16 protein-coding genes and 1 pseudogene are annotated in these 22,390 nt (G+C 71.8%); 5 read left to right on the top strand and 12 right to left on the bottom strand.

Annotated elements, in window-relative coordinates; translation table 11 throughout:
- Positions 1 to 3 precede the first annotated feature (3 nt).
- The gene (locus ACZ44S_RS08305) at positions 4 to 972 is read right to left on the bottom strand and encodes a DNA polymerase Y family protein (protein WP_466925843.1); all 969 of its coding nucleotides are present in this window, start codon (positions 970 to 972) and stop codon (positions 4 to 6) included.
- A complete protein-coding gene (locus tag ACZ44S_RS08310) occupies positions 969 to 4,517 on the bottom strand; it encodes a DNA polymerase III subunit alpha (RefSeq protein ID WP_466925846.1) in 3,549 nt (1,182 codons plus the stop codon). Before ACZ44S_RS08310 ends, ACZ44S_RS08305 begins: the two co-directional genes overlap by 4 nt.
- A 154-nt stretch (positions 4,518 to 4,671) precedes the next feature.
- Here ACZ44S_RS08310 and ACZ44S_RS08315 point away from each other — a divergent pair, with 154 nt between their 5' ends.
- Positions 4,672 to 5,733: a DUF3533 domain-containing protein gene (locus ACZ44S_RS08315; RefSeq protein WP_466925847.1), complete on the top strand. Its 1,062-nt coding sequence runs from the start codon at positions 4,672 to 4,674 to the stop codon at positions 5,731 to 5,733.
- A 63-nt stretch (positions 5,734 to 5,796) separates the two neighbouring features.
- Here the strand turns inward: ACZ44S_RS08315 and ACZ44S_RS08320 are convergent, their stop codons facing one another.
- The 4 genes from ACZ44S_RS08320 to ACZ44S_RS08335 form a co-directional block, all read right to left on the bottom strand.
- Positions 5,797 to 6,879, bottom strand: coding sequence for a S1 family peptidase (locus ACZ44S_RS08320; protein WP_466925848.1), 1,083 nt, complete (start codon positions 6,877 to 6,879; stop codon positions 5,797 to 5,799).
- A 241-nt stretch (positions 6,880 to 7,120) separates the two neighbouring features.
- On the bottom strand, positions 7,121 to 8,038 hold the full coding sequence (locus tag ACZ44S_RS08325) for a slipin family protein (protein WP_466925981.1): 918 nt from the start codon (positions 8,036 to 8,038) through the stop codon (positions 7,121 to 7,123).
- Between the two features lie 197 nt (positions 8,039 to 8,235).
- Positions 8,236 to 9,144 (bottom strand): S1 family peptidase, encoded by a 909-nt coding sequence (locus tag ACZ44S_RS08330; RefSeq protein WP_466925850.1) that lies wholly within the window; start codon positions 9,142 to 9,144, stop codon positions 8,236 to 8,238.
- 290 nt (positions 9,145 to 9,434) lie between these two features.
- Positions 9,435 to 10,586 (bottom strand): DUF5685 family protein, encoded by a 1,152-nt coding sequence (locus ACZ44S_RS08335; protein WP_466925853.1) that lies wholly within the window; start codon positions 10,584 to 10,586, stop codon positions 9,435 to 9,437.
- Between the two features lie 290 nt (positions 10,587 to 10,876).
- On the opposite strand from ACZ44S_RS08335, the gene ACZ44S_RS08340 reads away from it, so the two are divergent.
- Positions 10,877 to 11,314, top strand: coding sequence for a cell division protein SepF (locus ACZ44S_RS08340; RefSeq protein WP_149550732.1), 438 nt, complete (start codon positions 10,877 to 10,879; stop codon positions 11,312 to 11,314).
- Between the two features lie 52 nt (positions 11,315 to 11,366).
- Here the strand turns inward: ACZ44S_RS08340 and ACZ44S_RS08345 are convergent, their stop codons facing one another.
- Complete coding sequence (locus ACZ44S_RS08345; RefSeq protein ID WP_466925856.1) at positions 11,367 to 12,557, bottom strand: acyl-CoA dehydrogenase family protein; 1,191 nt, start codon at positions 12,555 to 12,557, stop codon at positions 11,367 to 11,369.
- A 224-nt stretch (positions 12,558 to 12,781) separates the two neighbouring features.
- Entirely contained in the window at positions 12,782 to 14,383 is a 1,602-nt protein-coding gene (locus ACZ44S_RS08350) for an MFS transporter (protein WP_466925857.1), read from the bottom strand.
- Between the two features lie 265 nt (positions 14,384 to 14,648).
- On the opposite strand from ACZ44S_RS08350, the gene ACZ44S_RS08355 reads away from it, so the two are divergent.
- Positions 14,649 to 15,944 carry a glycosyltransferase family 39 protein gene (locus ACZ44S_RS08355; protein WP_466925860.1) on the top strand — a complete coding sequence of 432 codons (1,296 nt, stop codon included), beginning with the start codon at positions 14,649 to 14,651 and terminating at the stop codon, positions 15,942 to 15,944.
- Between the two features lie 233 nt (positions 15,945 to 16,177).
- Positions 16,178 to 17,176, top strand: coding sequence for a phosphatase PAP2 family protein (locus tag ACZ44S_RS08360; RefSeq protein ID WP_466925862.1), 999 nt, complete (start codon positions 16,178 to 16,180; stop codon positions 17,174 to 17,176).
- 9 nt (positions 17,177 to 17,185) lie between these two features.
- Here the strand turns inward: ACZ44S_RS08360 and ACZ44S_RS08365 are convergent, their stop codons facing one another.
- Complete coding sequence (locus ACZ44S_RS08365) at positions 17,186 to 17,401, bottom strand: I78 family peptidase inhibitor (RefSeq protein WP_466925865.1); 216 nt, start codon at positions 17,399 to 17,401, stop codon at positions 17,186 to 17,188.
- Positions 17,402 to 17,820: 419 nt separating this feature from the next.
- Here ACZ44S_RS08365 and ctaD point away from each other — a divergent pair.
- A pseudogene (ctaD, locus tag ACZ44S_RS08370) lies at positions 17,821 to 19,509 on the top strand (aa3-type cytochrome oxidase subunit I); the annotation flags it as partial.
- On the opposite strand, the gene ACZ44S_RS08375 reads toward ctaD, so the two are convergent.
- The 3 genes from ACZ44S_RS08375 to ACZ44S_RS08385 all read right to left on the bottom strand — a co-directional run bounded on the left by ACZ44S_RS08375 (position 19,397) and on the right by ACZ44S_RS08385 (position 22,340).
- A complete protein-coding gene (locus ACZ44S_RS08375; protein ID WP_466925868.1) occupies positions 19,397 to 20,437 on the bottom strand; it encodes a helix-turn-helix transcriptional regulator in 1,041 nt (346 codons plus the stop codon). The pseudogene ctaD and the gene ACZ44S_RS08375 overlap by 113 nt on opposite strands.
- A gap of 63 nt (positions 20,438 to 20,500) precedes the next feature.
- The gene (locus ACZ44S_RS08380; RefSeq protein WP_466925871.1) at positions 20,501 to 21,802 is read right to left on the bottom strand and encodes an ABC transporter substrate-binding protein; all 1,302 of its coding nucleotides are present in this window, start codon (positions 21,800 to 21,802) and stop codon (positions 20,501 to 20,503) included.
- The gene (locus ACZ44S_RS08385) at positions 21,771 to 22,340 is read right to left on the bottom strand and encodes an MTB12 C-terminal domain-containing protein (protein WP_466925983.1); all 570 of its coding nucleotides are present in this window, start codon (positions 22,338 to 22,340) and stop codon (positions 21,771 to 21,773) included. The genes ACZ44S_RS08380 and ACZ44S_RS08385 overlap by 32 nt, the downstream gene beginning before the upstream one ends.
- Positions 22,341 to 22,390: the final 50 nt, after the last annotated feature.

The raw sequence follows: 22,390 nt of genomic DNA on the forward strand, positions 1-22,390 counted from the left end.
CGCCTATGCGGCCAGCGAGCCCGGCATCACCGCGCGGGGGCCGAATTTTGCCCGCGCCCGGTCCGCGACCTCCTCGAGCCTGCGCACCTTCTCGTCCACCGGGTCGAAGGTGAGCTGGTGGGAGGCCCGCTCGGCGGGGTCGAGCCCTTCCGCGCGCAGCGCGATCGCGCGTACCCGGGCGCGCTGCAGACCGAGCGCCTCGTACAGGCCGTACGCCGCCTCGGTGAGCGCGGCCGAGTGCGCCGTCGGCTCGGCGAGCGTGCGGGTGCGGGTGGTGGCGGACCTATCGGCGTAGCGCACGGTGAGGGTGAGGCTCCGGCAGACCTTGTCGAGGGCGCGCAGCCGGGCCCCCAGTTCCCCGGCGGCCGAGAGCAGGGCGCGGCGGTGCCGGGCGGGGTCCAGTTCGTCGCGGGTGAAGGGGCGTTCGGTGGCCAGGGACCGGGAGACCGCGTTCGGGACGACCCGGCCGCGGTCGACGCCGTTGGCCTTCTCGTGCAGGTCGCGCCCGGCCTTGGCGCCCACCAGCCGCTGGAGCGTGGACAGCGGTGCGGCGGCGACCCGGCCGAGGGTGTCGAGACCGTACTCGCACAGGGTGCGGGCGGTCCTGGTGCCGACCCCGGGCAGCGCGACGACGGGTTTGTCGACGAGGAACTCACGCACCTCGTCCTCGGCCACCGCGCGGGTCAGCCCCGGCCGGGCGTCCCGCAGGGCCATGCGGGCCAGCATCGGGCCGGGCCCGGCGCCGATCACGCAGTCGACGCCGTGCAGGGCGAGGGCACGGACGCGGATCACCGAGGCCAGTTCCAGGGCGGTGCGCCCGAAGTACCGTTCGGCGCCGCGCAGATCGGCCAGGGCCCCGTCAGGGGGCAGCGCCTGCACCACGGGGGTGAACTCCTCCAGCAGGCCGAGCAGCCCCGGCAGGGCGGCCTCGTACATCGGAGGCAGCTGGAAACGTACGCAGAGAATGGTCATCCCGCACTCCCCGGACTCTGGTGCCACAACTTCCTTCCCACCGCGGGACCTTCACCCGCGGGGCGCAGATCGGCCCAGGGGTGCATCTCGTACCCCGTGGGCATGCGGATCGTCCTGTCCTCCATCGGGTCCCGCGCCGCGGAACCGGCCGGCGCGGGCCGCCCGTCCGAACCGGCGAGCCGCCTGCGGGCCGGACCGTCCCCGGGGTCGCCGCCCGGGCTTCCGTCCGCCGCGGCCAGCCGGGCCGCGACGCCCTCCAGCCCCTCCTCCCGGCGCACTTCCAGCAGGTCGGCGAGGTTCCAGGCGGCGGAGCCGACCACGCTGAGGCTGCGCGGGCCGCGGCGCTGCACCACCCCGCGCACCAGCAGCAGCCAGGAGTGGAAGACGGTGTGGGCGCAGGCGTCGTGGGAGTCGTCGAAGAAGGCGAGGTCGACCAGGCCGGTGCCGTCGTCCAGGGTGGAGAAGATGACCCGCTTGCCGGAGCGGATGGGCGGGGTCTGGGTGGCCGCCTTGGCCCCCGCGACCAGCACGGTGTCCCCGTGCCGGGCCTCGCGCAGCCTCCGCGCGGAGACCACGCCCAGCTCCTCGAGGAAGGTGCCGTGGTCGTCCATCAGATGACGCGAGGCGTCCATGGACAGCACCCCCAGCTCTGCGCTCAGCTTCTCCGACGGGGTGAGGTCGGGCAGCCCGGCCGGGGCGGTGCTCCGGCCGCCGGACAGCGGGAGCTGATCCCCGCGGCCGCCCCGGGCTCCCCGGTGCAGTTCGGTCAGGTGCAGTTGCAGATCGCGCCGGTTGGCGCCGAACGCGTCCAGTGCGCCGACCTGGGCGAGGCGTCCGGCGAGCGGACGGCTGGGGCGGGCCCGCTCCCAGAAGTCGAGCAGGGAGGCGTAGGGCCGCCCCTCGGCGATCCGGGCGGCCTCGGCCTCGCTGATGCCGTGCACGTCGGAGAGCGCCAGCCGGAGTCCCCACACCTTCTTCGCCCCTTTGGCGTCGGATGAACCTCTGGAATCGGATGATGAATCAGACACCAGTTCGATCGTGTGTGCGACCCCCGACTTGTTCACGTCCAACGGCAGGACCGGCACCCCCCGCCGCCGTGCGTCCGCCAGCAGCAGCCGCTTCGGGTACATCCCGGGGTCATGGGTGAGCAGCCCCGCGTAGAAGGCCGCCGGGTGGTGCGCCTTCAGCCACGCCGACTGGTACGTCGGTACGGCGAAGGCGACCGCGTGCGCCTTGCAGAAGCCGTAGGACCCGAAGGCCTCGACGATCTCCCAGGTGCGATGAATCGTTTCCGCGTCATAGCCGCGGGCCGCCGCGTGCTGCGCGAACCAGACCTTGATCCGCCCCTGCGACTCCGCATCGGACAGCCCGCGCCGCACCCGGTCCGCCTCGCCGCGCCCGCACCCGGTCATGATCGACACGATGTCGATGACCTGCTCGTGGAAGACGACGACCCCGTACGTCCCCCGCAGCGGCTCCTCCAGGTCCGGGTGCGGATAACGCACCGGCGCCCGCCCGTGCCGCGCCTCGATGAACGGCCGCACCATGTCGGCGGCGACCGGACCGGGCCGGAAGAGGGAGATGTCGACGACCAGGTCGTGGAAGGTGGCCGGCTGGAGCCGCCCGACCAGATCCCGCTGGCCGGGGGACTCGATCTGGAAGCAGCCGAGCGTCTCGGTGGACCGGATGAGCCCGTACGTCGCCGGGTCGCCCTCCGGCACCGCGTCCAGGTCGATCCGCTCCCCCGTGGCCCGCTCCACCTCGGTGACGGCGTGCGCCATCGCCGACTGCATCCGCACGCCCAGCACGTCGAGCTTGAGCAGTCCGAGGTCCTCCACGTCGTCCTTGTCGAACTGCGCCATGGGGAAGCCCTCGCCGCTGGTCGGCATGACCGGCGTACGGGTCAGCAGGGAGGCGTCGGACAGCAGCACTCCGCAGGGGTGCATGGCGATGCCGCGCGGGAGCGCGTCCAGGGCCTCGACCAGCTCCCACAGCCTGCCGTACTTCCCCTTCTCCCCCGCCAGTTCCCGCAGTTCGGGCAGCTCTTCGAGCGCCGCGCGGGCGTCGCGGGCGCGGATGTGCGGGAAGGACTTGGCGACGCGGTCGATCTCGGCCGGGTCCATGGACAGCGCCGCGCCGACGTCACGGATGGCGTGGCGCACCCGGTAGGTCTCCGGCATGGCGACCGTGGCGACCCGTTCGGTGCCGAACCGGTCGATGATCGCGCGGTAGACCTCCAGACGCCGCGCGGACTCCACGTCGATGTCGATGTCCGGCAGCACGACCCGCTCCTTGGACAGGAAGCGCTCCATCAGCAGCCCGTGCTCGACCGGGTCGGCGTGCGCGATGCCGAGGAGATGGTTGACCAGGGAGCCGGCGCCGGAGCCGCGCGCGGCCACCCGGATGCCCATGTCCCGTACGTCGTCGACGACCTGGGAGACGGTCAGGAAGTAGGAGGCGAAGCCGTGGTGGGCGATGATGTCCAGCTCGTGGTGCATCCGCTCCCAGTACTCCCGGCGTCCGGCGTAGCCGCGCAGCACCATGCCCGCCGCCGCCCGGGAGGCCAGGGCCCGCTGGGCGGTGCGGCGGCCGGCGCCGACGAGGTGCGGCTCGGGGAAGTGGACGCTGCCCATGCCGAGGTCGTCCTCGGGGTCGACCAGGCACTCGGCGGCCGTGGCCTGCGTCTGCTCCAGCAGCCGCAAGGCGGCCTCGCGCCGGAAGCCCGCGGCCTCCACGACCCGCTCGGCCGTCTCCAGCATGGCACCCCGGTCCTTGAGCCAGGCCTCGCCGGAGTCCAGCCCTTTGGCCGGGTCGACGGGGACCAGCCGGCGGGCGGCGTCCAGCACGTCGGCGACCGGGCCGAGACCGGGGTCGGCGTAACGGACGGCGTTGCTGAGGACGGGCCGGACATGGTGCTCGGCGGCGAAGCCGAGGGTGCGGGCGGCCAGCCGCAGGGAGCCGGGCCCCGTGCCCTTGCGCCCGTGCCAGACGGCCTCCAGGCGCAGGGCGTCGCCGTAGACCTCCCGCCAGGGGGCGAGCAGCCGGGCGGCGCGGTCGGGGCGACCCGCGGCGAGGGCCCGGCCGACGTCGGAGTCGGGGCCGAGCAGCACGGTCAGGCCGTCGGCGTGGTTGGCGTCCCAGGACAGCAGCGGGAGCCCCTCATGGGTGTGGGCGGCGGAGACCAGGCGGCACAGATCGGCCCAGCCGCGGGCGCCGTCCCGGGCGAGGAAGGTGACACGCGGTGTCGACTCGTCGATGAAGGCACCGCCGCGCACCGGGGCGCGGCGCCGTTCCATGCGTACGGACGTGTCGCCCTCCGAGGCCGCGGGCGCCGCCACCGCAAGTTCCGCGCCGAACAGCGGGCGGACGCCCGCCTTCGCGCAGGCCTTGGCGAAGCGGACGGACCCGGCGAGGCTGTCGCGGTCGGTGAGGGCGAGGGCGTCCATGCCCCGCTCCGAGGCGCGCTCGGCCAGCCGCTCCGGGTGGGAGGCGCCGTAGCGCAGGGAGAACCCGGAGACGGTGTGCAGATGCGTGAAACCCGGCACACGCACCTCCCGCACTCGTGAGCCCCGACCGACTCTCGAACAATTGTTCCCAGCTACCCCACCCCCACCATAGACCAATTCTCGAATGTATGTGCGACAACCGTTCGGCCCCTTCCCACCTGCACAAACGTCCGCTCCCCCGGACCGTGGGGACATGACACAGAGCGCCGGCACCGGTCCTCGTCCCGGCTCGTTCCTCGACGAGGTCCGCGACGCCGTCACCCCCCGGGCCATCCTGCTCGTCCTCGGTGTGATCGCGCTCCAGCTGCTCTTCATCACCTCCTATGTGGGAGCCCTGCACGACCCGAAGCTGCGGGACGTGCCCTTCGGGGTGGTCGCGCCCCCGGCCGCGGCCGAGCGGACGGTGGCCCGGCTGGAGCAGCTGTCCGGCTCACCCCTGGACCCGCGGCCGGTGCCCGACGCGGCCACCGCCCGCGAGCGGCTCGGGAGCCGGGACCTCGACGGCGCGCTGGTCGTCGACCCCGGCGGAACCACCGACACCCTGCTGGTCGCCACCGGCGGCGGCACCGCTCTGGCCACCTCCCTGGAGCGGCTCGTCACCGGTCTGGAGAAGTCCGAGGGGCGCACCCTGCGGGTCGTCGACGTCGTTCCGGCCTCCGCCCAGGACGCAGGCGGGCTCTCGTCCTTCTACATGGTGGTGGGCTGGTGCGTCGGCGGTTATCTGTGCGCGTCGATCCTGGCGATCAGCGCGGGCGCGCGGGCCTCCACCCCGCGCCGCGCGGTGATCCGGCTCGGCACCATGGCCCTGGTCGCGCTCGTCGGCGGACTCGGCGGTGCCCTCGTCGCCGGGCCGGCGCTGGACGCGCTGCCGGGCGGGATCGCGGCCCTGTGGGGGCTGGGCGCGCTGATCACCTTCGCCGTGGGCGCCGCCACGCTCGCCCTGCAGGCCGTCTTCGGGGTCGTCGGCATCGGGGTGGCGATCCTGCTCGTGGTGATCCTGGGCAACCCGAGCGCGGGCGGCGCACTGCCGCTTCCCCTGCTCCCGCCGTTCTGGGCGGCCGTCGGTCCGGCGCTGCCACCGGGCGCGGGCACCTGGGCGGCCCGCTCGATCGCGTACTTCGGGGGCAGCGGCATGACCGGTGCGCTGCTGGTCCTGTCGGCGTGGGCCCTGGCGGGGACGGCTCTCACCCTGCTGATGGCGGCGCTGCGGCGGAAACGGGCGGGCGCGGACCCGCGGCCGGCGCCCGCCCCGTAGTCCGGTGACGCAGACGTCCCGCCCCTCCGCGGCGGAGGAGCGGGACGTGATGGCGAGGCGCGATCAGCCGATCTGCGTACCGGTGGCCGACAGGGCCTCCGTCACCGGCTGGAAGAAGGTCTCGCCGCCCGAGGAGCAGTCGCCGCTGCCGCCGGAGGTGAGGCCGACCGCCTTGTCGCCCGAGAAGAGCGAGCCGCCGCTGTCGCCGGGCTCGGCGCACACGTCGGTCTGGATCAGGCCGTTGACGATGTCGCCGTTGCCGTAGTTCACGGTGGCGTCCAGACCGGTGACCGTGCCGGAGTGCACCTGGGTCGTGGAGCCGCTGCGGGTGACCTGCATGCCGACGGTGGCGCCGGCGGCGCCGGAGATCGCCTGCGTGGAGCCGTCGTAGAGGTTCACCTCGCTCGGGTGGTCCACGTCGGCGGTGTACTTGACCAGGCCGTAGTCGTCGTCCGGGAAGCTGGAGGCCGCGTTCTCCCCGATCACGTTGCCGGAGGAGTCCGACCAGGTGGAGATGCCTTCGGTGCAGTGTCCGGCGGTGAGGAAGTGCGGCTCGCCGCCCTTGGTCACGTTGAAGCCGAGCGAGCAGCGCCCGCCGTTGCCGGTGATGGCGTCGCCGCCCGCGATGAAGGGCTTGTACTCCCCCTTGGTGCGCTGGAGTTCGGCCTTGGTGCCGAGGGAGTCGACGACCTTCGTCAACTCGGCCCACTCGCTCTCGGAGACGGTGCGGTCCGCGGTGACGACGACCTTGTTGGTGGTCGGGTCGGTCACCCAGGAGGTCCCCGGGATGGTGGCGTCCTGCTTGAGGGTGGCGCGCGCGCTCTTCAGCTCGGCGAGGGAGTTCGCCACGACTCTCGCCTCGGCGCCGGCCGACTCGACGGTCTCGGCGGCGGCCTCGTCGAGCACGTTCACCACGAGGGACTTGCTCTTCGCGTCGTAATACGTTCCCGCCGCGTCGGCGCCCAGGTCCTGGGCGAGCGTCGAGGCGAGCTTTCCGGCCGCTCCGACCGAGAGGGTCCGGGGTGTGGGGTCCGCCGGGACCTCGCTGGCGTTCGCAGTCTGGAAGGTGACCGCGCCCGCGGCCAGTGCGGCGATGCCCGCACCCGCCATGACTGCACGTCGCCCGGGTATGCGTCGGTGCTTCAACTCACGTCCTCCTGTGGGGGGACGGCCCGGGGGTTGTGGGGACCTCACCGGACCGGAAGGCGTACGGCCACGGGGTCGGCGCACAACAAAAGCCACACCCGTGCCGGTCGAACGGCGCCTACTCTTCCGAACCCCACAGGGAGCACACAAGGTCGACTTCAGGACGCGCGTACGACAACGGCCGTGCGCCCCCTATGTCCTGACAGGTCATGGACGCGCAGGGCGGTTCACTCTGCAAACGCTACGAGGGAGTAACCGGCGGTACGGCCTCCGGGATCCGCGCTTGGCTTGAAATCGCCCCTTCGCGGTCCGGTTCCGTGCGGGGCGCCTCGGACGGAAGTTGCTCCCGCACCGATTCCCGCACCGGCCGGGAGGACGGCTGCGGAGCCGCGGACACCGGCTGCGAGGCGCGCTCCAGGAAGCGCAGGAGCTCCACCGGGAAGGGCAGGACGAGGGTGGAGTTCTTCTCCGCGGCGACCGCGACGATGGTCTGCAGCAGGCGCAGCTGGAGCGCGGAGGGGGTCTCGGCCATCTCCTGGGCCGCCTCGGCGAGCTTCTTGGACGCCTGCAGCTCGGCGTCGGCGTTGATGACGCGGGCCCGGCGCTCGCGGTCGGCCTCGGCCTGGCGGGCCATGGACCGCTTCATCGTGTCGGGCAGGGAGACGTCCTTGATCTCGACCCGGTCGATCTGCACGCCCCAGCCGACCGCGGGGCTGTCGATCATCAGCTCCAGGCCCTGGTTGAGCTTCTCGCGGTTGGACAGCAGGTCGTCGAGGTCGCTCTTGCCGATGATCGAACGCAGCGAGGTCTGGGCCATCTGGGAGACGGCGAAGCGGTAGTCCTCGACGTTGACGAGCGCCGCGGAGGCGTCGACGACCTTGAAGTAGACGACCGCGTCGACGCGGACCGTGACGTTGTCGCGGGTGATGCCCTCCTGGGCCGGGACCGGCATGGTGACGATCTGGAGGTTGACCTTGTGCAGGCGGTCCACGACCGGGACGATCATCGTGAACCCGGGGCCGCGCACCTGCGGGCGGAGCCTGCCGAGCCGGAACACCACGCCCCGCTCGTACTGCTTGACGACCCGCGCCGCCGCCATCGCGTAGACCGCTCCGGCGGACGCCGCCGCCGCTCCCGCCGTCACCAGCTCCTCGACCATCACGGCCCCCAGGGTCCGAAGTGGCGCATCAGGTGATCCCGCGTCCGGTGCCTCCCGGCGCGTGTCCTGGTGTGTCCTTCGACGGTAGCCCCGTCCCGCCGCAAGGGGGAGCCCCCGCACGCGGGTTGCGTGCGGGGGCTCGCCGCGCTGCCGGCTGCGGCCGGGACCGGTGTGACCGGTGGTGCGCGGAGCCGGTCCTAGTAGACGCTGACCCCGTAGGCGCTCAGGGCCTCGGTCACCGGCTGGAAGAAGGTCGTTCCGCCGGAGGAGCAGTTGCCGCTGCCGCCGGAGGTCAGACCGTAGGCGGTGCCGTTGCTGCCGTAGAGCGGGCCGCCGGAGTCGCCGGGCTCGGCGCAGACCGTGGTCTGGATGAGACCGCCGACGATGTCGCCGCCGCCGTAGTTCACCGTGGCGTTGAGCGCGGTGACCCGGCCGCTGTGCGTGCCCGTGGTGGAACCGTCACGGATGACCGTGGTGCCCACGCTCGGGGTGGCCGCGCGCGTGATGTCCACGCCGTTCGCGGTGCCGGGCTTGCTGACCGAGGAGTTGGTGTACCGGACGATGCCGTAGTCGTTGCCCGGGAAGCTGGAGCCGGCCGTCGAGCCGAGCACCGTGGAGCGGCCGGAGTTGGAGTACCAGGTGCCCGCGCCGTCCGTGCAGTGGCCGGCGGTCAGGAAGTACTGGGCTCCGCTGCTGCTGCGGACGTTGAAGCCGAGGGAGCAGCGCCAGCTGCTCGCGTAGATGGCGTCGCCGCCCTGGATGAGCTTGTTGAACTTGCCCGGGGTGCGCTTGATGGTGATCGCCCCGGCGTCGTCCCCGGCCTGCTGCTTGATCTTGTTGATCTCGGCCTGGGAGACGGTGCTGTCGACGGTGACGAGCACCCGGTTGGTCTTGCTGTCGACGGCCCAGGCGGTGCCCGGGACGTCGGCCTTCAGCACCGAGCCGCTGACGCTCTTGAGCTCGGCGGAGCTGAAGGTGGTGGGGGTCTCGGCCGCGTTCGCGCTGGGGACCACGATCGCGGCAGCGGCCACGAGACCGGTGGATACGGCGATCAGCCGAGTCCGTCTCGAGATGCCGCTACGGGGGGTAGTGCGCTTGATCCTCACTTGTCGTTCCTCCACAAAGGAAGTAGGGGGCCCTCGTGGGGTTGTGGGCCCGTGAGGCGCAGCCAGTGAGCAGAGTGCCCGGATTCCGAACACGCCGTGCCCCTGACAAGCGCTGATGGCGAGTATTCGGCCGACCGACCGTTCGGCGCAAGGGTGCCTTTCGGCCGTCAACCTTTGAACCAAGTAGGAGATTTGACCCGTGCGAGGGGTCGCGTTACCAGCGGTCACCCCCAGTTGACGACGGGTCGAACAGCCGCACCGTGTCCGGAACTCGCCCCTCCGGATGCGGTTCAGCAGTCGCACCCGCAGTCACAGCCGCCGTCCTCGCCACAGCAGCTGCAGCAGTTGCAGCACTCACAGCAGTCGCCGCATCCGCTGCAGTCGCAGTTGGTGCAGGACCCCTGCTTGGGCTCGCGGGTCCAGGGGTCCTCGTAGCTTCCGCAGCACAGCTGGCAGGTGCAGGCGAGTCCCAGCCAGACCGCACAGCCGGCCATCAGCCCACGCCGGTCGCGGCGCGGCGGCTCGGGAGGCAGCGGCGCACCGGGGCCGCCGGGAGGGGCGTAGGGGCCGCCTGTGTGGGCACAGGAGACCGTACCGAAGGCACGATGGACGGAGTTGGGCAGTTCATGGACGAGCAGCCGGTGTGCGAGACCGCCGTCGGTGAACTCCACTTCCCGCAGGGCGAGCCGGATGCCGTGCACCGCGTCGTCGGCGAGCCGGCGGGCCTCCTCGAGCGGGGTGCCCGTCGCGGTCAGCGGGTTCCAGGCGCCCGAGGCGGCGTCGCTCTCCCGGTCCTCCACCGCGTCCAGCAGATGCGCGAGGCGCCCGAAGAGCGCCCCGGCCTCGGCCAGAGGGCCCGCGTTGTGCGGCCGCCCGGCGAGCACCGCGGTGTGCGCGAAGGCCGCCGCGGTCGCGGTCTCGGTCGGCTCGGTGACCGTGAGGATCGGGGTGCCGGGCCCGGCGAGCGTCTCGATGCCGGTCTGCCGGTCCACGGCGTCGAGGAGGACGGCCGTGTCGAACCCGATGTCCGTACCGGTCCGCGCCCCGGCCCGGTCCCAGCTCGCGGCCACCCGGCGCGCGGCGAGCGCGACCGGCCTGCGCGCCAGCAGTCCGTCCCCGTCGGCGACATGGTCGCGCACCTTGGCGGAGGCGAGGACCAGGGAGACGGCCGCCGCGAGCCGCGCACCCTCACCGTGTGCGACGGACGCGGTGCGCATGCCGCGCAGCGGACAGGGTCCCGCGGTGCGCCGTCCCGCTTCGACGGGGCCGGACTGAGCCTCCGTCAGAACGGATATGAGGAGCCCGTCATAGTTGGTGACGATGCGCGCGAGCTGTCCATGGTCTCCGCGCAACGCGAGGCACAGCCCGCACAAATGGGCCATCCACTGGGCGGTGTGCTTCTCCCCGAGCCGGTGCCGACACGGCCTGACCATTCCGAACACGACGTTCCCCCGTGCAGTTGTACGACGCTGAGCGGCCGCATCGTATCGGCCACGTCGTTCACCCGTACGCACCCCTCATCACCCGGACGCCGGGAAGAATCATATTTCACTCACAGTCAGCAGCCGTTTACATCAAGACCCTTGGGAAACCCGGACTCTCGACGGATTCGCTGTGCACCAGTACCGTCACAAACCCCCCGCGCGGCGTCTATCCACTTGGCGCGCCATCCGCATCATGGACGACCATAGGGATGCGGAAAGCAGAAAGACCGCTGTGAGAGGAGGCGTCCATGGGATCGGTACGCAAGGCGAGTGCCTGGCTTGGCCTCGTCGACGACAACGAAGACGAGCGTTACTACGACGACGACTACTCCGACGGGCCCGAGACCGGGGAGGCCTGGGTCACCGATCCGCGCGTCAAGGTGGCCGCGGACGTCGCCGAGGAGAAGGGCCGCCGGATCGGCACGGTCACCCCGGACAGCTTCCGGGACGCCCGGGCCATCGGCGAGCTGTTCCGCGAGGGCGTTCCCGTCATCATGAACCTCACGGCGATGGACGCCGGTGACGCCAAGCGCGTCGTCGACTTCGCCGCGGGCCTGATCTTCGGTCTGCGCGGTTCCATCGAGCGGGTGTCCAACCGGGTGTTCCTGCTCAGCCCGGCCGACACCGAGGTCGTCAGCGGTGAGCCGGCCGCGCACCGTTCGGACGGCTTCTTCAACCAGAGCTGAGGCAGGGCCGCTCGCCGGCCCTGCCTCCGCGTGAGGTCCTCCGCGGCCGGGCCTACCGGAACGCGTCGATTCCGGTGAGCGCCTTGCCCAGCACGAGCTGGTGCATTTCGACGGTGCCCTCATAGGTGAGCACCGATTCCAGGTTCGTCGCGTGCCGCATCACCGGGTATGCGAGCGAGATCCCGTTGGCACCGAGGATCGTACGGGCCGTACGGCAGATGTCGATGGCCTCGCGGACGTTGTTGAGCTTGCCGAAGCTGACCTGCTCGGGACGCAGGCGGCCGGCGTCCATGCGCCGCCCCAGATGATGGGCGAGCAGAATCCCCTTGTGCAGTTCGACCGCCATGTCGGCGAGCTTGGCCTGGGTCAGCTGGAACCCGCCGATGGGCCGCCCGAACTGCTCCCGCGACTTCGCGTAGTCGACGGCCGCCTCGAACGAGCTCCGCGCGGCGCCCATCGCACCCCAGACGATCCCGTACCGGGCGTGCGACAGACAGCTCAGCGGGCCCTTGAGCCCGGTCACCTCCGGCAGAACGGCGTCGGCGGGCAGCCGTACGTCGTCCATCACCAGTTCGCTGGTGACGGAGGCACGCAGGGACCACTTGTGCTTGATCTCGGGCGCCGAGAAGCCGGCGCTGTCGGTGGGCACGGCGAAGCCGCGGATCCCCTCGTCGGTCCGTGCCCACACCACGGCGACACCGGCCACGGAGCCGTTGGTGATCCACATCTTGCGTCCGTTGAGCACCCAGTCCCCGCCGTCGCGCTTGGCGTACGTGCGCATCGAGCCGGGGTCGGAGCCGATGTCGGGCTCGGTGAGGCCGAAGCAGCCGATGACCTCGCCCGAGGCCATCCGGGGCAGCCACCGCTGCTTCTGCTCCTCGCTGCCGAAGCGGTGGATGGCGTACATGGCGAGCGAGCCCTGCACGGAGACCAGGGAGCGGATTCCGGAATCGGCCGCCTCCAGCTCCAGACAGGCCAGCCCGTACTGCACGGCGCTCGCCCCCGCGCATCCGTAGCCGTCGAGGGACATGCCGAGCGCGCCGATCCCGCCGAGCTCCCGGGCCAGCTCCCGGATGCCGGGCAGCTCACCCTTCTCGTACCAGTCGGCGACGTACGGCAGAACGCGGTCCGCCGCCCAGCCGCGCACCGTGTCCCGGATCGCCAGGTCCTCCGGTTCCAGCAGGTCGTCGAGGCCGAGGGGGTCGGCGGGATCGAAGGGAGGCAACTTCGCGGACGCGGACATGGGGGCACCCTCCAGGAACGATAAAACTAGCACCGCTAGTCTCAACTCCGGGCCGACGCTACGCCGCAGTCTCCCGCACGTCCACCCCGCTTCCCCACCCGCGCACGGGCGACCGCGTCAAGGACAGACTGCCCGCGGACGCCGACGGCGCCCCGCCCCCACGGGCGACGCCCGCCTCTCGAGAGACGCTGCGCCAGTGGTGCGCGGGTGGGAGACCGAAACGGTCACACCGAGACGCGCGACTCCACTGCCTCCCGCGGCGCAGGCACCTCCACGGCCGCCGCCTCGCACTGCATCGCCCGCGGCAACCGCAATGCCATCGCCGCCCCGAGCAGCAGCAGCCCCGCGCTCACCAGCAGCGTCACATGCAGCCCGTGCACGAAGGAGTGGCGCGCCGCGTGCCGCAGGGCGTCCCCGGCCGGCCCGCCGAGCTGCGCCGCCACCTCGTACGCCTCGCCCAGGGAGTGGCCCGCCGCGGTGGACGCCGTCGTGGGTACCCCGGGTACGCCGGCGAGGCCGGGCGCGTAGGCCGCGTTCATGACGCTGCCCAGGAGCGCGATCCCTATCCCGGCGCCCAGCTGGTACGAGGTCTCGCCGATCGCGGCCGCCCCGCCCGCCTGTTCCGGCGGCGCCTCGCTGAGCATCGACTCGTACGCGCCGAACAGCGTGGTCTCCAGGCCGAAGCCCAGCAGAACGAAGCCGGTGAGCAGCAGCGGGGCGTTGTCCTGCCCGCCCATCGAGGTCAGCAGCACCACCGCGCCGGCCGTCAGACAGAAGCCCGCGCAGACCATGCGGCGCGGGCCGAACCTGCGCAGCATGCGCGCGCCCGCCAGTCCCGCCGCCATCGCCGCGATCGTCAGCGGCAGCAGGCGCAGCCCGGTCTCCAGCGGGGAGAGGCCCAGGACGAGCTGGAGGTACTGCGCCGCGATCAGTTCCAGACCCACCAGGGCGAGCATCGCCAGCACGATGCAGCCCACCGACGTGCTGAACGCCGGACGGGCGAACATCCGCAGGTCGACCAGGGGATGCGACCGGCGCCGCTGCCGGCGCACGAAGGCGGTGAGCAGTCCGGCGCCGAGCACCAGCGGCAGCACCGTCCACACGCCCGCGACGGACTCCCCGCCGCCGAGCCGCTTCACACCGAGGACCAGCGCGAAGAGTCCGACGGCGGCCATCAGCGCGCCGGCCACGTCCCAGGGACCGTTGCCGTCGCCCTTCGACTCCGGCAGCAGGAGCCGCCCCACCGGCAGGCTGACCAGCATCAGCGGGATGTTGACCAGGAACACCGAGCCCCACCAGAAGTGCTCCAGCAGGAAGCCGCCGAGCAGGGGTCCGACCGCGGCGCCCACCGCGGCGACCGCGCTCCAGAGGCCGATGGCGAGCGCCCGCTCGCGCCGGTCCGGGAAGACCTGACGCAGGATCGACAGGGTGGCCGGCATGATCATGGCGCCGCCGACGCCGAGCAGTGCCCGCGCCACGATCAGCACCTGGGCGTTGTCCGCGAGGGCCGCCATGCCGGAGGCGACGCCGAACAGGGCGTAGCCGAGGAGAAGCACACGTCTGCGGCCGACCCGGTCACCCAGGGTGCCGAAGAGGATCAGCAGCGAGGCGCAGACCAAGGGGTAGGCGTCAACGATCCAGAGCAGCTCCACCGCGCCGGGCCTGAGGTCCTCGGTGACGGCGGGGACCGCCACGTGCAGCACGGTGGCGTCGACGGCGACCAGCAGCAGGCTGACGCAGAGGACGACGAGCACCACCCAGCGGTTGGCACCGGCCCCGGCCGCCCGACGGCGCAGCGCGGCGGCGGCCGTGGTCGTCCCGGACATGTACACGTACCTCCCAGATGTTCCCTCGCGCTCGGCGGGCTCACGGGGTGGGGGACTCCCCCGCGACTCGGCCGGAGAGGAGCGGTGTCTCCGGCCCGCGCAACGAACGGCGAGTGACACGTCAGAGTACGCCAGTGGACGCGGAGGTCGAGTGGCGGACCTCTCACAGCACCGGCCGATCGGTGTGGCGTACAGCACTTCCCCTCGTCCGATTCACACGCTCCGGAGGGCGGGCCGGTTCCGGGCCGGGTCGATAATCGGGCCCGTGACCGATCTCGAGACGCGCGCCGCACCGGCCCGCCCCGGAGCACTGCGCCGGGCCGCACCGGCGCTCCTCGGGTACGCCGCCGTGCGCGCCCTGGGCCTGCTCGTGCTCTTTCTGTGGAGCGAGGCGCGCGGCAAGAGCGCCTACACCTTGCTGACCGCCCGCTGGGACGCGCTCTGGTACACGCGGGTCGCCGAGCTGGGGTACGGCTACGAGGTACGGCTGCCGGGCGGTGACGTGCACTCCAACCTGGCGTTCTTCCCCCTCCTGCCGTGGCTGGAGCGGCTGGTGGCGGAGGTGTCGCCGCTGTCGTACGCCGACGGGGGGTTCCTCGTCTCCGTGCTCGCCTCGCTGGCCGCGGCCTGGGGCGTCTTCGCCGTGGCGGACCATGTGTACGGGCGGCGGGCCGGGGTGTACGCGGTGCTGCTGTGGGCGGTGCTGCCGGTCGGGATCGTGCAGTCGATGGCGTACAGCGAGTCCCTGTTCACCGCGCTCGCCGCGTGGTCGCTGTACGCCGTGCTGACGGGCCGCTGGGTGACGGCGGGTGTTCTGGCGTGCCTGGCGGGACTGACCCGGCCGGTGGGGCTCGCGGTGGTCGCGGCGGTGTGGGCGGCGGCCGTCGTCTCGTTCCTGCGGGAACGCGCCGGTTCCGCACGCGGGGACACCTCTTTCGTGCGGCGTGGCAGCGCGGGAGCGTCGGACGGCGCGCGGGTGGATGAGAGCGCCGATCCGGCCGCGGCCGCCCCGCGCGTGCGCACCTCGGACGGCGCCCCTGGCATCCCGGGCGCCCTGGGCGTGCGCCCGCGCCGGATCCTCGGCATGCTGCTCGCGCCCCTGGGAGCCGCCGGTTACGTTCTGTGGGTGGGGCACCGGACGGGCAAGGGTCCGCTGGGATATCTCGATGTGCAGGCCGGGTGGCGGAACGGGTTCGACGGCGGTTACGCCTTCGCCCGCTTCGTCGCCGCCAAGCTCACGTCGTTCCCGTCCGCCCTGGCGGGCCTCGGGCTGATCCTCGGGGTCTGCCTCGTGGTGTGGCTGTACCTGGCCGGCGTACGGCAGCGGCAACCGCTCCCCCTGCTCGTGTACACCGGTGTCGTCACCGCGCTCGCCCTGTGCGCGTCGAGCTACTTCGGCTCCAAGCCCCGGCTGCTGCTGCCCGCGTTTCCCCTGCTCCTGCCGCTCGCCCTGGCCCTGGCCCGGCAGCGCGCGCCCCGGCCGGCGCTGGTGGTGGCAGCCGTCGCGGTGGCCTCGGCGGTGTACGGCGCCTTCTGGCTGAACGGCTCCGGCCCGCCCTGATCCCCGGCCCGCCCGGGCGGCCGATGAGCGGCGGGGAAATTCCGCACCAGGCCCCGGTGAACGAATTCAAAAGCGCGAAAAAACCGCCGCCCCGAACGATCGAGGGAATTGAAGGCCACGGCCCGGATTCGCCGGAAAAGGAGATCCTTCTGAGAGGAATCCCACATCACATCGTCATCACAAAGACGCTGATTCGTCGGGGTTCCGCGCTCACTCGCTGTAACGTCGATTGGGTGCGTACCGAACGGAACCACACCCGTCTGGACCGGGTGTTCGCGAGGCTGGACCGAGAGCCGGAACGACCGGCTCTCATCGGCATGCCGCGAATGAGCCGGCACCGGATGGTGCTCTTCGGCGCCACCCTGGCCTTCTACGTGGCGATCGTGTGGGCCGTAGTGATCACCTCCTGGCTGGTCCGGCTGGACTGGCAGGTGATGTTCTTCCGCCCCTACCAGCAGTGGCCGGAGCTCCACGCCTTCGTCGACTACTACGTGGTGCTCGGCCAGCGCGGCCCGACCGCCGTGATGGTCGCGGCCTGGCTGGGCTGGCGGTCCTGGCGGCAGCACACACTGCGTCCGCTGCTCGCTCTCGGCGTCTCCCTGCTGCTGCTCAACGTCACCGTGGGTGCCGCGAAGTACGGCATGGGGCGCCTCGGACCGCACTACGCGACCGAGATCGGCTCCAACGAGATGTGGCTCGGCGGCGATATATTTCCCAGCGGCCACACCGCCAACGCCGTGGTGACCTGGGGAATCCTGGCCTATCTGGCCTCCACCCCGAGAGCACGCCGCTGGCTGTCCGCGCTGTCCGCGGTGACCTCGCTCGGTGTGGGGCTGTCCACCGTCTACATCGGGACGCACTGGCTGAGTGACGTGGTCCTCGGATGGGCGGCGGGCCTGCTGATCCTGCTCGCGCTGCCCTGGTTCGAGCCGATGATCGCGCGTATCGAGACCCGTGTCTTCGCCCTGCGCGACCGCTTGCGGGCCCGCCGGGGCCGTACCGTGGCGGCGGGCCCGGTCGGGCGACCCGTCGTGCTCGAGCCGCTCACCGGCCGCACGGACCAGGCCCCCGAACCGGTCGCGGCGGGCCGTCCGTCCCGTTCGCCGGTGTATCTGGCGCCCGGCCCGCACACCACCCGCGCGGAGCGCTCCCCGGTCACCCCGGCGGGCAGCCGCCGTCCGCCGCACCCGGAGCGTCACCCGCGCGGTACGACGTCGGCGACCCGTCCCTGACGGCCGGGCTCAGCCCTTCCAGGCACGGGCCACCCGGCCGTCCTTCACCTCGAAGTTCAGCCGGCCCACGCGGTACTCCATGGTGATGATCGTCCCCGGAGCCAGCGCCCGCACCGTCGACCAGCCGCGTTCGCGCGCGAGGTGTTCGGCCCGGTCGGCGGCGAGGCCGACATAGGTGTCCGGGCTGTCGTGGGGCTCCGCGGGGGGTGTCGGAATGGATGCCATACGGCCACGCTATGCCCTGGCCCGTGACCGGGGAAGTCCGCACCGGGAACGCGGCGACGGTCCCCCGGCGGTCACACTTGTGTCACAGGATCACGACAGACGTTCATGCCGGTGACCTTCACCCGGATGGGCGGTTCAGTACGCCTTCCGAAGTATTCGAACGTAATTCCCGCGTGTCACACCGCCTTCGCCATAAACCCCGGCGGAAAGTGCCGGGGGAAGCGCTCCCGGACCCCGTTCCTTTTCCCCTCCGCGTATGACCACGGAAACCCGTGCGCACAAAAAGTACTCGTCCTCATCACTGATCCGCCACGCCCTCTGTCGCAGTGCGTGGGGAGACGAGCATCATGGCGTGGGCCCGGGGTACATGTGGCGCGGGCTCCGGCGGGCCCGGCGCGCGACGAGCGAAGGGGCGAGCGATGGGGACGCAGACCGTTCGGGCGACGGACCGGCCGGCGCGCCCGCACCGGCAACGGCGCGGGCGGGTGGTGATCGACTGGCTGACCACCACCGACCACAAGAAGATCGGCCATCTCTATCTGGTCACGTCGTTCGTGTTCTTCCTGATCGCCGGCGTCATGGCGCTGGTGATGCGTGCCGAGTTGGCCCGTCCGGGACTGCAGATCGTGGACAACCAGCAGTTCAACCAGCTGTTCACGATGCACGGCACGATCATGCTGCTGCTGTTCGCGACGCCCAGCTTCGCGGGATTCGCCAACGAACTGATGCCGCTGCAGATCGGCGCGCCCGATGTGGCCTTCCCCCGGCTCAACATGTTCTCGTACTGGCTGTTCCTCTTCGGCGGGCTGATCGTCCTCGGGTCGCTGGTGGTGACCGGGGGGCCGGCCGCGTACGGCTGGTTCGCCTACGCGCCGCTGAACAGCGTGCAGTACTCCCCCGGCCTCGGCCCCGACCTGTGGATCATGGGGCTCGCGCTGTCCGGCTTCGGCACAATCCTCGGCGCGGTCAACTTCATCACGACCATCATCGGGATGCGCGCCCCCGGGATGACGATGTTCCGGATGCCGCTGTTCACCTGGAACACGCTGTTCACGTCCATCCTGATCCTGCTGGCGTTCCCGGTGCTCGCGGCGGCGCTCCTGGTGCTGGAGGCGGACCGGCGGTTCGGCTCACAGGTCTTCGAGGCCGCCCACGGCGGGGCGCTGCTGTGGCAGCACCTGTTCTGGTTCTTCGGCCATCCCGAGGTCTACATCATCGCGCTGCCGTTCTTCGGCATCGTCACGGAGATCATTCCGGTCTTCAGCCGCAAGCCGCTGTTCGGCTATCTGACGCTGGTGGGCGCCACCATGGCCATCACCGGCCTGTCGGTCGTGGTGTGGGCGCACCACATGTTCGCCACGGGCGCGGTGCTGCTGCCGTTCTTCTCCTTCATGAGCTTCCTGATCGCGGTGCCGACGGGCGTGAAGTTCTTCAACTGGACCGGCACCATGATCAAGGGCTCGCTGTCCTTCGAGACACCCATGCTGTGGGCCACCGGCTTCCTGGTGTCCTTCCTGTTCGGCGGGCTGACCGGGGTGCTGCTGGCGTCGCCGCCCCTGGACTTCCATGTGACGGACTCGTACTTCGTGGTGGCGCACTTCCACTACGTCGTCTTCGGCACCGTCGTCTTCGCGACCTTCGCCGGGTTCTACTTCTGGTGGCCCAAGTTCACCGGGAAGATGCTCGACGAACGGCTCGGCAAGATCCAGTTCTGGACGCTGTTCATCGGCTTCCACGCCACGTTCCTGGTACAGCACTGGCTGGGCGCCGAGGGCATGCCGCGCCGCTACGCGGACTATCTGGCGGCGGACGGCTTCACCGCGCTCAACACCGTCTCGACCATCGGCGCCTTCCTCCTGGGCCTGTCCACGCTGCCGTTCCTCTACAACGTCTGGAAGACCGCCAAGTACGGCACGAAGGTCGAGGTCGACGATCCGTGGGGCTACGGCCGCTCCCTGGAGTGGGCGACCTCGTGTCCGCCGCCGCGGCACAACTTCACGACCCTGCCCCGGGTCCGTTCGGAGTCGCCGGCGTTCGACCTGCACCATCCCGAGTACGCGGCCCTGACGTCCCAGCCCGAGCCAAGGACCGAGCAAGCCGGTCGTGAGCGGCCCTGACCGCGTCGATCAGCTCGACCGGTTCCAGCACCTCGAAGTCGAAACCCAGCAGCATCACATGGATGACCATGACGTCCAGGCTCGCGGCCCCCGTCCGCAGCAGGCAGCTGTCCGGGCCCTCCGCCTCGAGCGTCCCCGTGGAGGGCGAGATGTGCTCGGCCGCCTCCTCCAGCGGCACCAGCAGGCGGATCACGGCGTGTGCGGCGTACGCACGGGTGGAGACACCCCGGGAGACATAGGCGGCGAGGTCGTCGGCGGGAGGCTCGCGCGGGACGAAACGCGGCCCGTGCGGCGGCCTGGGCGTGATGCGGTCCGCGCGGAAGGTGCGCCAGTCCTCGCGGTCGAGATCCCAGGCGACCAGGTACCAGCGGCGCTCGGAACACACCAGGCGGTGCGGTTCGACGGTGCGCCGGGTGGGCGTGCCGTCGTGCCCCCGGTACTCGAAGCGCAGCCGCTCGGCGTCCCGGCAGAGGTGGGCCAGCTCGGTCAGCACGGCGGGGTCGACGGCGTCCGCGCCGGGGCCGCGCAGCATCGGCACGGTGAAGGCGTTCAGGGCGCCCACGCGGCGGCGCAGCCGGTTCGGAAGCACCTGTTCCAGCTTGGCCAGGGCCCGTACGGAGGTCTCGCCGATGCCCTCGACGCCCTGTCCGGCGGCGGTGCGCAGCCCGACGGCGACGGCCACGGCCTCCTCGTCGTCCAGCAGCAGCGGCGGCAGTTCCGCGCCCGCGCCCAGTTGGTAGCCGCCGCCGGTGCCCGGGCTGGCGTTGACGGGATAGCCGAGTTCGCGGAGCCGGTCCACGTCCCGGCGCACGGTGCGGGCGCTGACCCCGAGCCGTCCGGCCAGATCGGCGCCGGACCACTCGCGGTGGGCCTGGAGCAGGGACAGCAGACGCAGCAGACGTGCCGAGGTCTCCAACATGGCGGCGAGTCTGCCAGGCCCTGCGGACGGCTTCTGTCCTCAAGGGTGCCCGGGGAGCGGGAATCAGGGCTCGTAGGCGAGCTGCGGCACCCGGAAGCAGGTGCGGTTCATGTCGCCCTGGGTGACCCAGCCCTCCCCGTCGCGCCAACGGGCCACGGACAGACAGGTCGTGCCGGTCTCCGGCGGCTCGGGGGACGGGGTGAACGAGACGGGGAGCAGCAGTCCGCCCGCGGTGTAGCCGTCGGCGCGGTTCACGTAGGCGTCGACGCACGCGCGTGTGATGCCGGTGCGGGCGCAGGACGTCGCCGCGTCGGTGAACCAGCGGGCTGCGGCCCAGCCCTCCAGCTGCCACTGGGAGTGCGTCCTGAGGTCCTCGGTGGCGTCGCGGAACGCCCGTACGGCCTCGTGACCGGTGTCCTCGTAGTTGCGGCTGGAGCCGGTCGCCCACAGGGCGTTGCGGCAGCGGGGGGCGTCCTTGTAGTCCTCGGCGACGGTGGACGTCCAGTTCTGCACGTTGGTGACCTTGGCGGTGACCTGTGCGCCGACCTCGTCCATGGCCTCGCAGAGGCGGGCGTTGCCATGGCCGTCGATGGCGTCGAAGACCAGGTCGGCGCCCTGTTCCTTCAGATCGGCGGCCACCGCGCGGAAGTTGGGCAGCGCGAAGTCGACCTGTTCGGTGACCACCTCGTACCCCTCGGCCTCGAGGCCCCGTTCGACGAGACGGGCGTAGGCGGCGGACGCGGACTGGTTGTAGGAGACGACGGCGGCGGTGCGGGCGCCATGCTCGCGTTGGAAGTAGCGGTAGACCTCGGTGCCGCCGTACAGCGTGCCGTCCCAGCCGGTGGTGCCGTTCCTGGGGGCGTCGCTGCCGTAGATGCTGTAGAGGTGCGGGTAGGTGTCGTAGGCGGTCCCGATGGGCTGCCCGCCGATGTCGGGAACGCCCGCGCGGGAGACCCGGGAGGCACCCGCGTAGTCCAGGGCGGTGGTGGCCACCAGGGCGACGACCTTCTCCTCGTCGACCAGCTTGTGCACGCACTCGTTGTTGCCGACGCCGCTGCCCCCGTCGTCGCACAGCCGCACCTCGACGCGGCGGCCGTCGATGCCGCCGCGCTCGTTGAGCCGGTCGAACCAGGCCCGGGCGCCGTCGCGCGGGCCGGTGAAGGCGCTGCCGCCGACCGGGCTGGTGGCGCTGGTGACGATGCCGACCCGGACGGGCTCGCCCGTGTCCCGGATGGACGCGGGCGGGCGGCGGTCCCCGCCCTCGAAGTCGCTCTCCGGCAACCGGCTGCCGCACGCCGCGGTCAGGGCCAGCAGCAGGGCCGCGGCGAGTGCGCTAGCAGCCCGGGACGTTCGGCGTCGAGCCATCGCCGCTCAGTTGCACCAGAGCGCACAGGGACTTGACGGACACCTTCCAGGTGCCGTCCTGCTCGACGGCGGTTCCGGAGGCGTCCGGCAGGGCGGTGGCGCCCTTGAGGGTCAGGGCGAAGGACACGTCCGCCTCGGTCGGCGAGGTGAACGCGATCTCGGTGACCTGCGCCTGCACCTGGCCGACCCGTTCGTCACCGCTGAACCCCTCGAGGACGGGGCCCATCATGTCGCCGTTCTCCAGGAGGGTCTTCTTCTCGTCCAGGGAGGTCTCGGGGCTGAAGAACTTCTCCCAGTTCTGCCGGATCTCCTGCTCGGCCGCCGCGCGGTCCGCGGGCGCGGTGCCCGGTGCGCTCGTCGTACGGTCCGCCGGAGTCGTCGGCGGCGGGCTCTCACCGCCGCCGCTGTCGTCGCTGCATGCCGCGAGGACCGGCCCGAGGACCACCAGCAGGGCGGCGGTGAACGCCGTGCCCCGCCCCGCCCGTGGGCCACGTCCCCTCTTCGCGTTCCCCCGCGTGAGGTCGCTGCCGAGAACCATCTGGCTCACCAATCGGGTGTCGGTCCGGGCCATGTCCGCCCGGTGCTTTC

Source organism: Streptomyces malachitofuscus (assembly GCF_055571035.1).

Coding starts and splice junctions, on each gene's coding strand:
- ACZ44S_RS08305 (WP_466925843.1), bottom strand. CDS start 972: ATGACCATTCTCTGCGTACGTTTCCAGCTGCCTCCGATGTACGAGGCC.
- ACZ44S_RS08315 (WP_466925847.1), top strand. CDS start 4,672: ATGACACAGAGCGCCGGCACCGGTCCTCGTCCCGGCTCGTTCCTCGAC.
- ACZ44S_RS08325 (WP_466925981.1), bottom strand. CDS start 8,038: ATGGTCGAGGAGCTGGTGACGGCGGGAGCGGCGGCGGCGTCCGCCGGA.
- ACZ44S_RS08340 (WP_149550732.1), top strand. CDS start 10,877: ATGGGATCGGTACGCAAGGCGAGTGCCTGGCTTGGCCTCGTCGACGAC.
- ACZ44S_RS08345 (WP_466925856.1), bottom strand. CDS start 12,557: ATGTCCGCGTCCGCGAAGTTGCCTCCCTTCGATCCCGCCGACCCCCTC.
- ACZ44S_RS08350 (WP_466925857.1), bottom strand. CDS start 14,383: ATGTCCGGGACGACCACGGCCGCCGCCGCGCTGCGCCGTCGGGCGGCC.
- ACZ44S_RS08365 (WP_466925865.1), bottom strand. CDS start 17,401: ATGGCATCCATTCCGACACCCCCCGCGGAGCCCCACGACAGCCCGGAC.
- ACZ44S_RS08375 (WP_466925868.1), bottom strand. CDS start 20,437: ATGTTGGAGACCTCGGCACGTCTGCTGCGTCTGCTGTCCCTGCTCCAG.
- ACZ44S_RS08380 (WP_466925871.1), bottom strand. CDS start 21,802: ATGGCTCGACGCCGAACGTCCCGGGCTGCTAGCGCACTCGCCGCGGCC.
- ACZ44S_RS08385 (WP_466925983.1), bottom strand. CDS start 22,340: ATGGTTCTCGGCAGCGACCTCACGCGGGGGAACGCGAAGAGGGGACGT.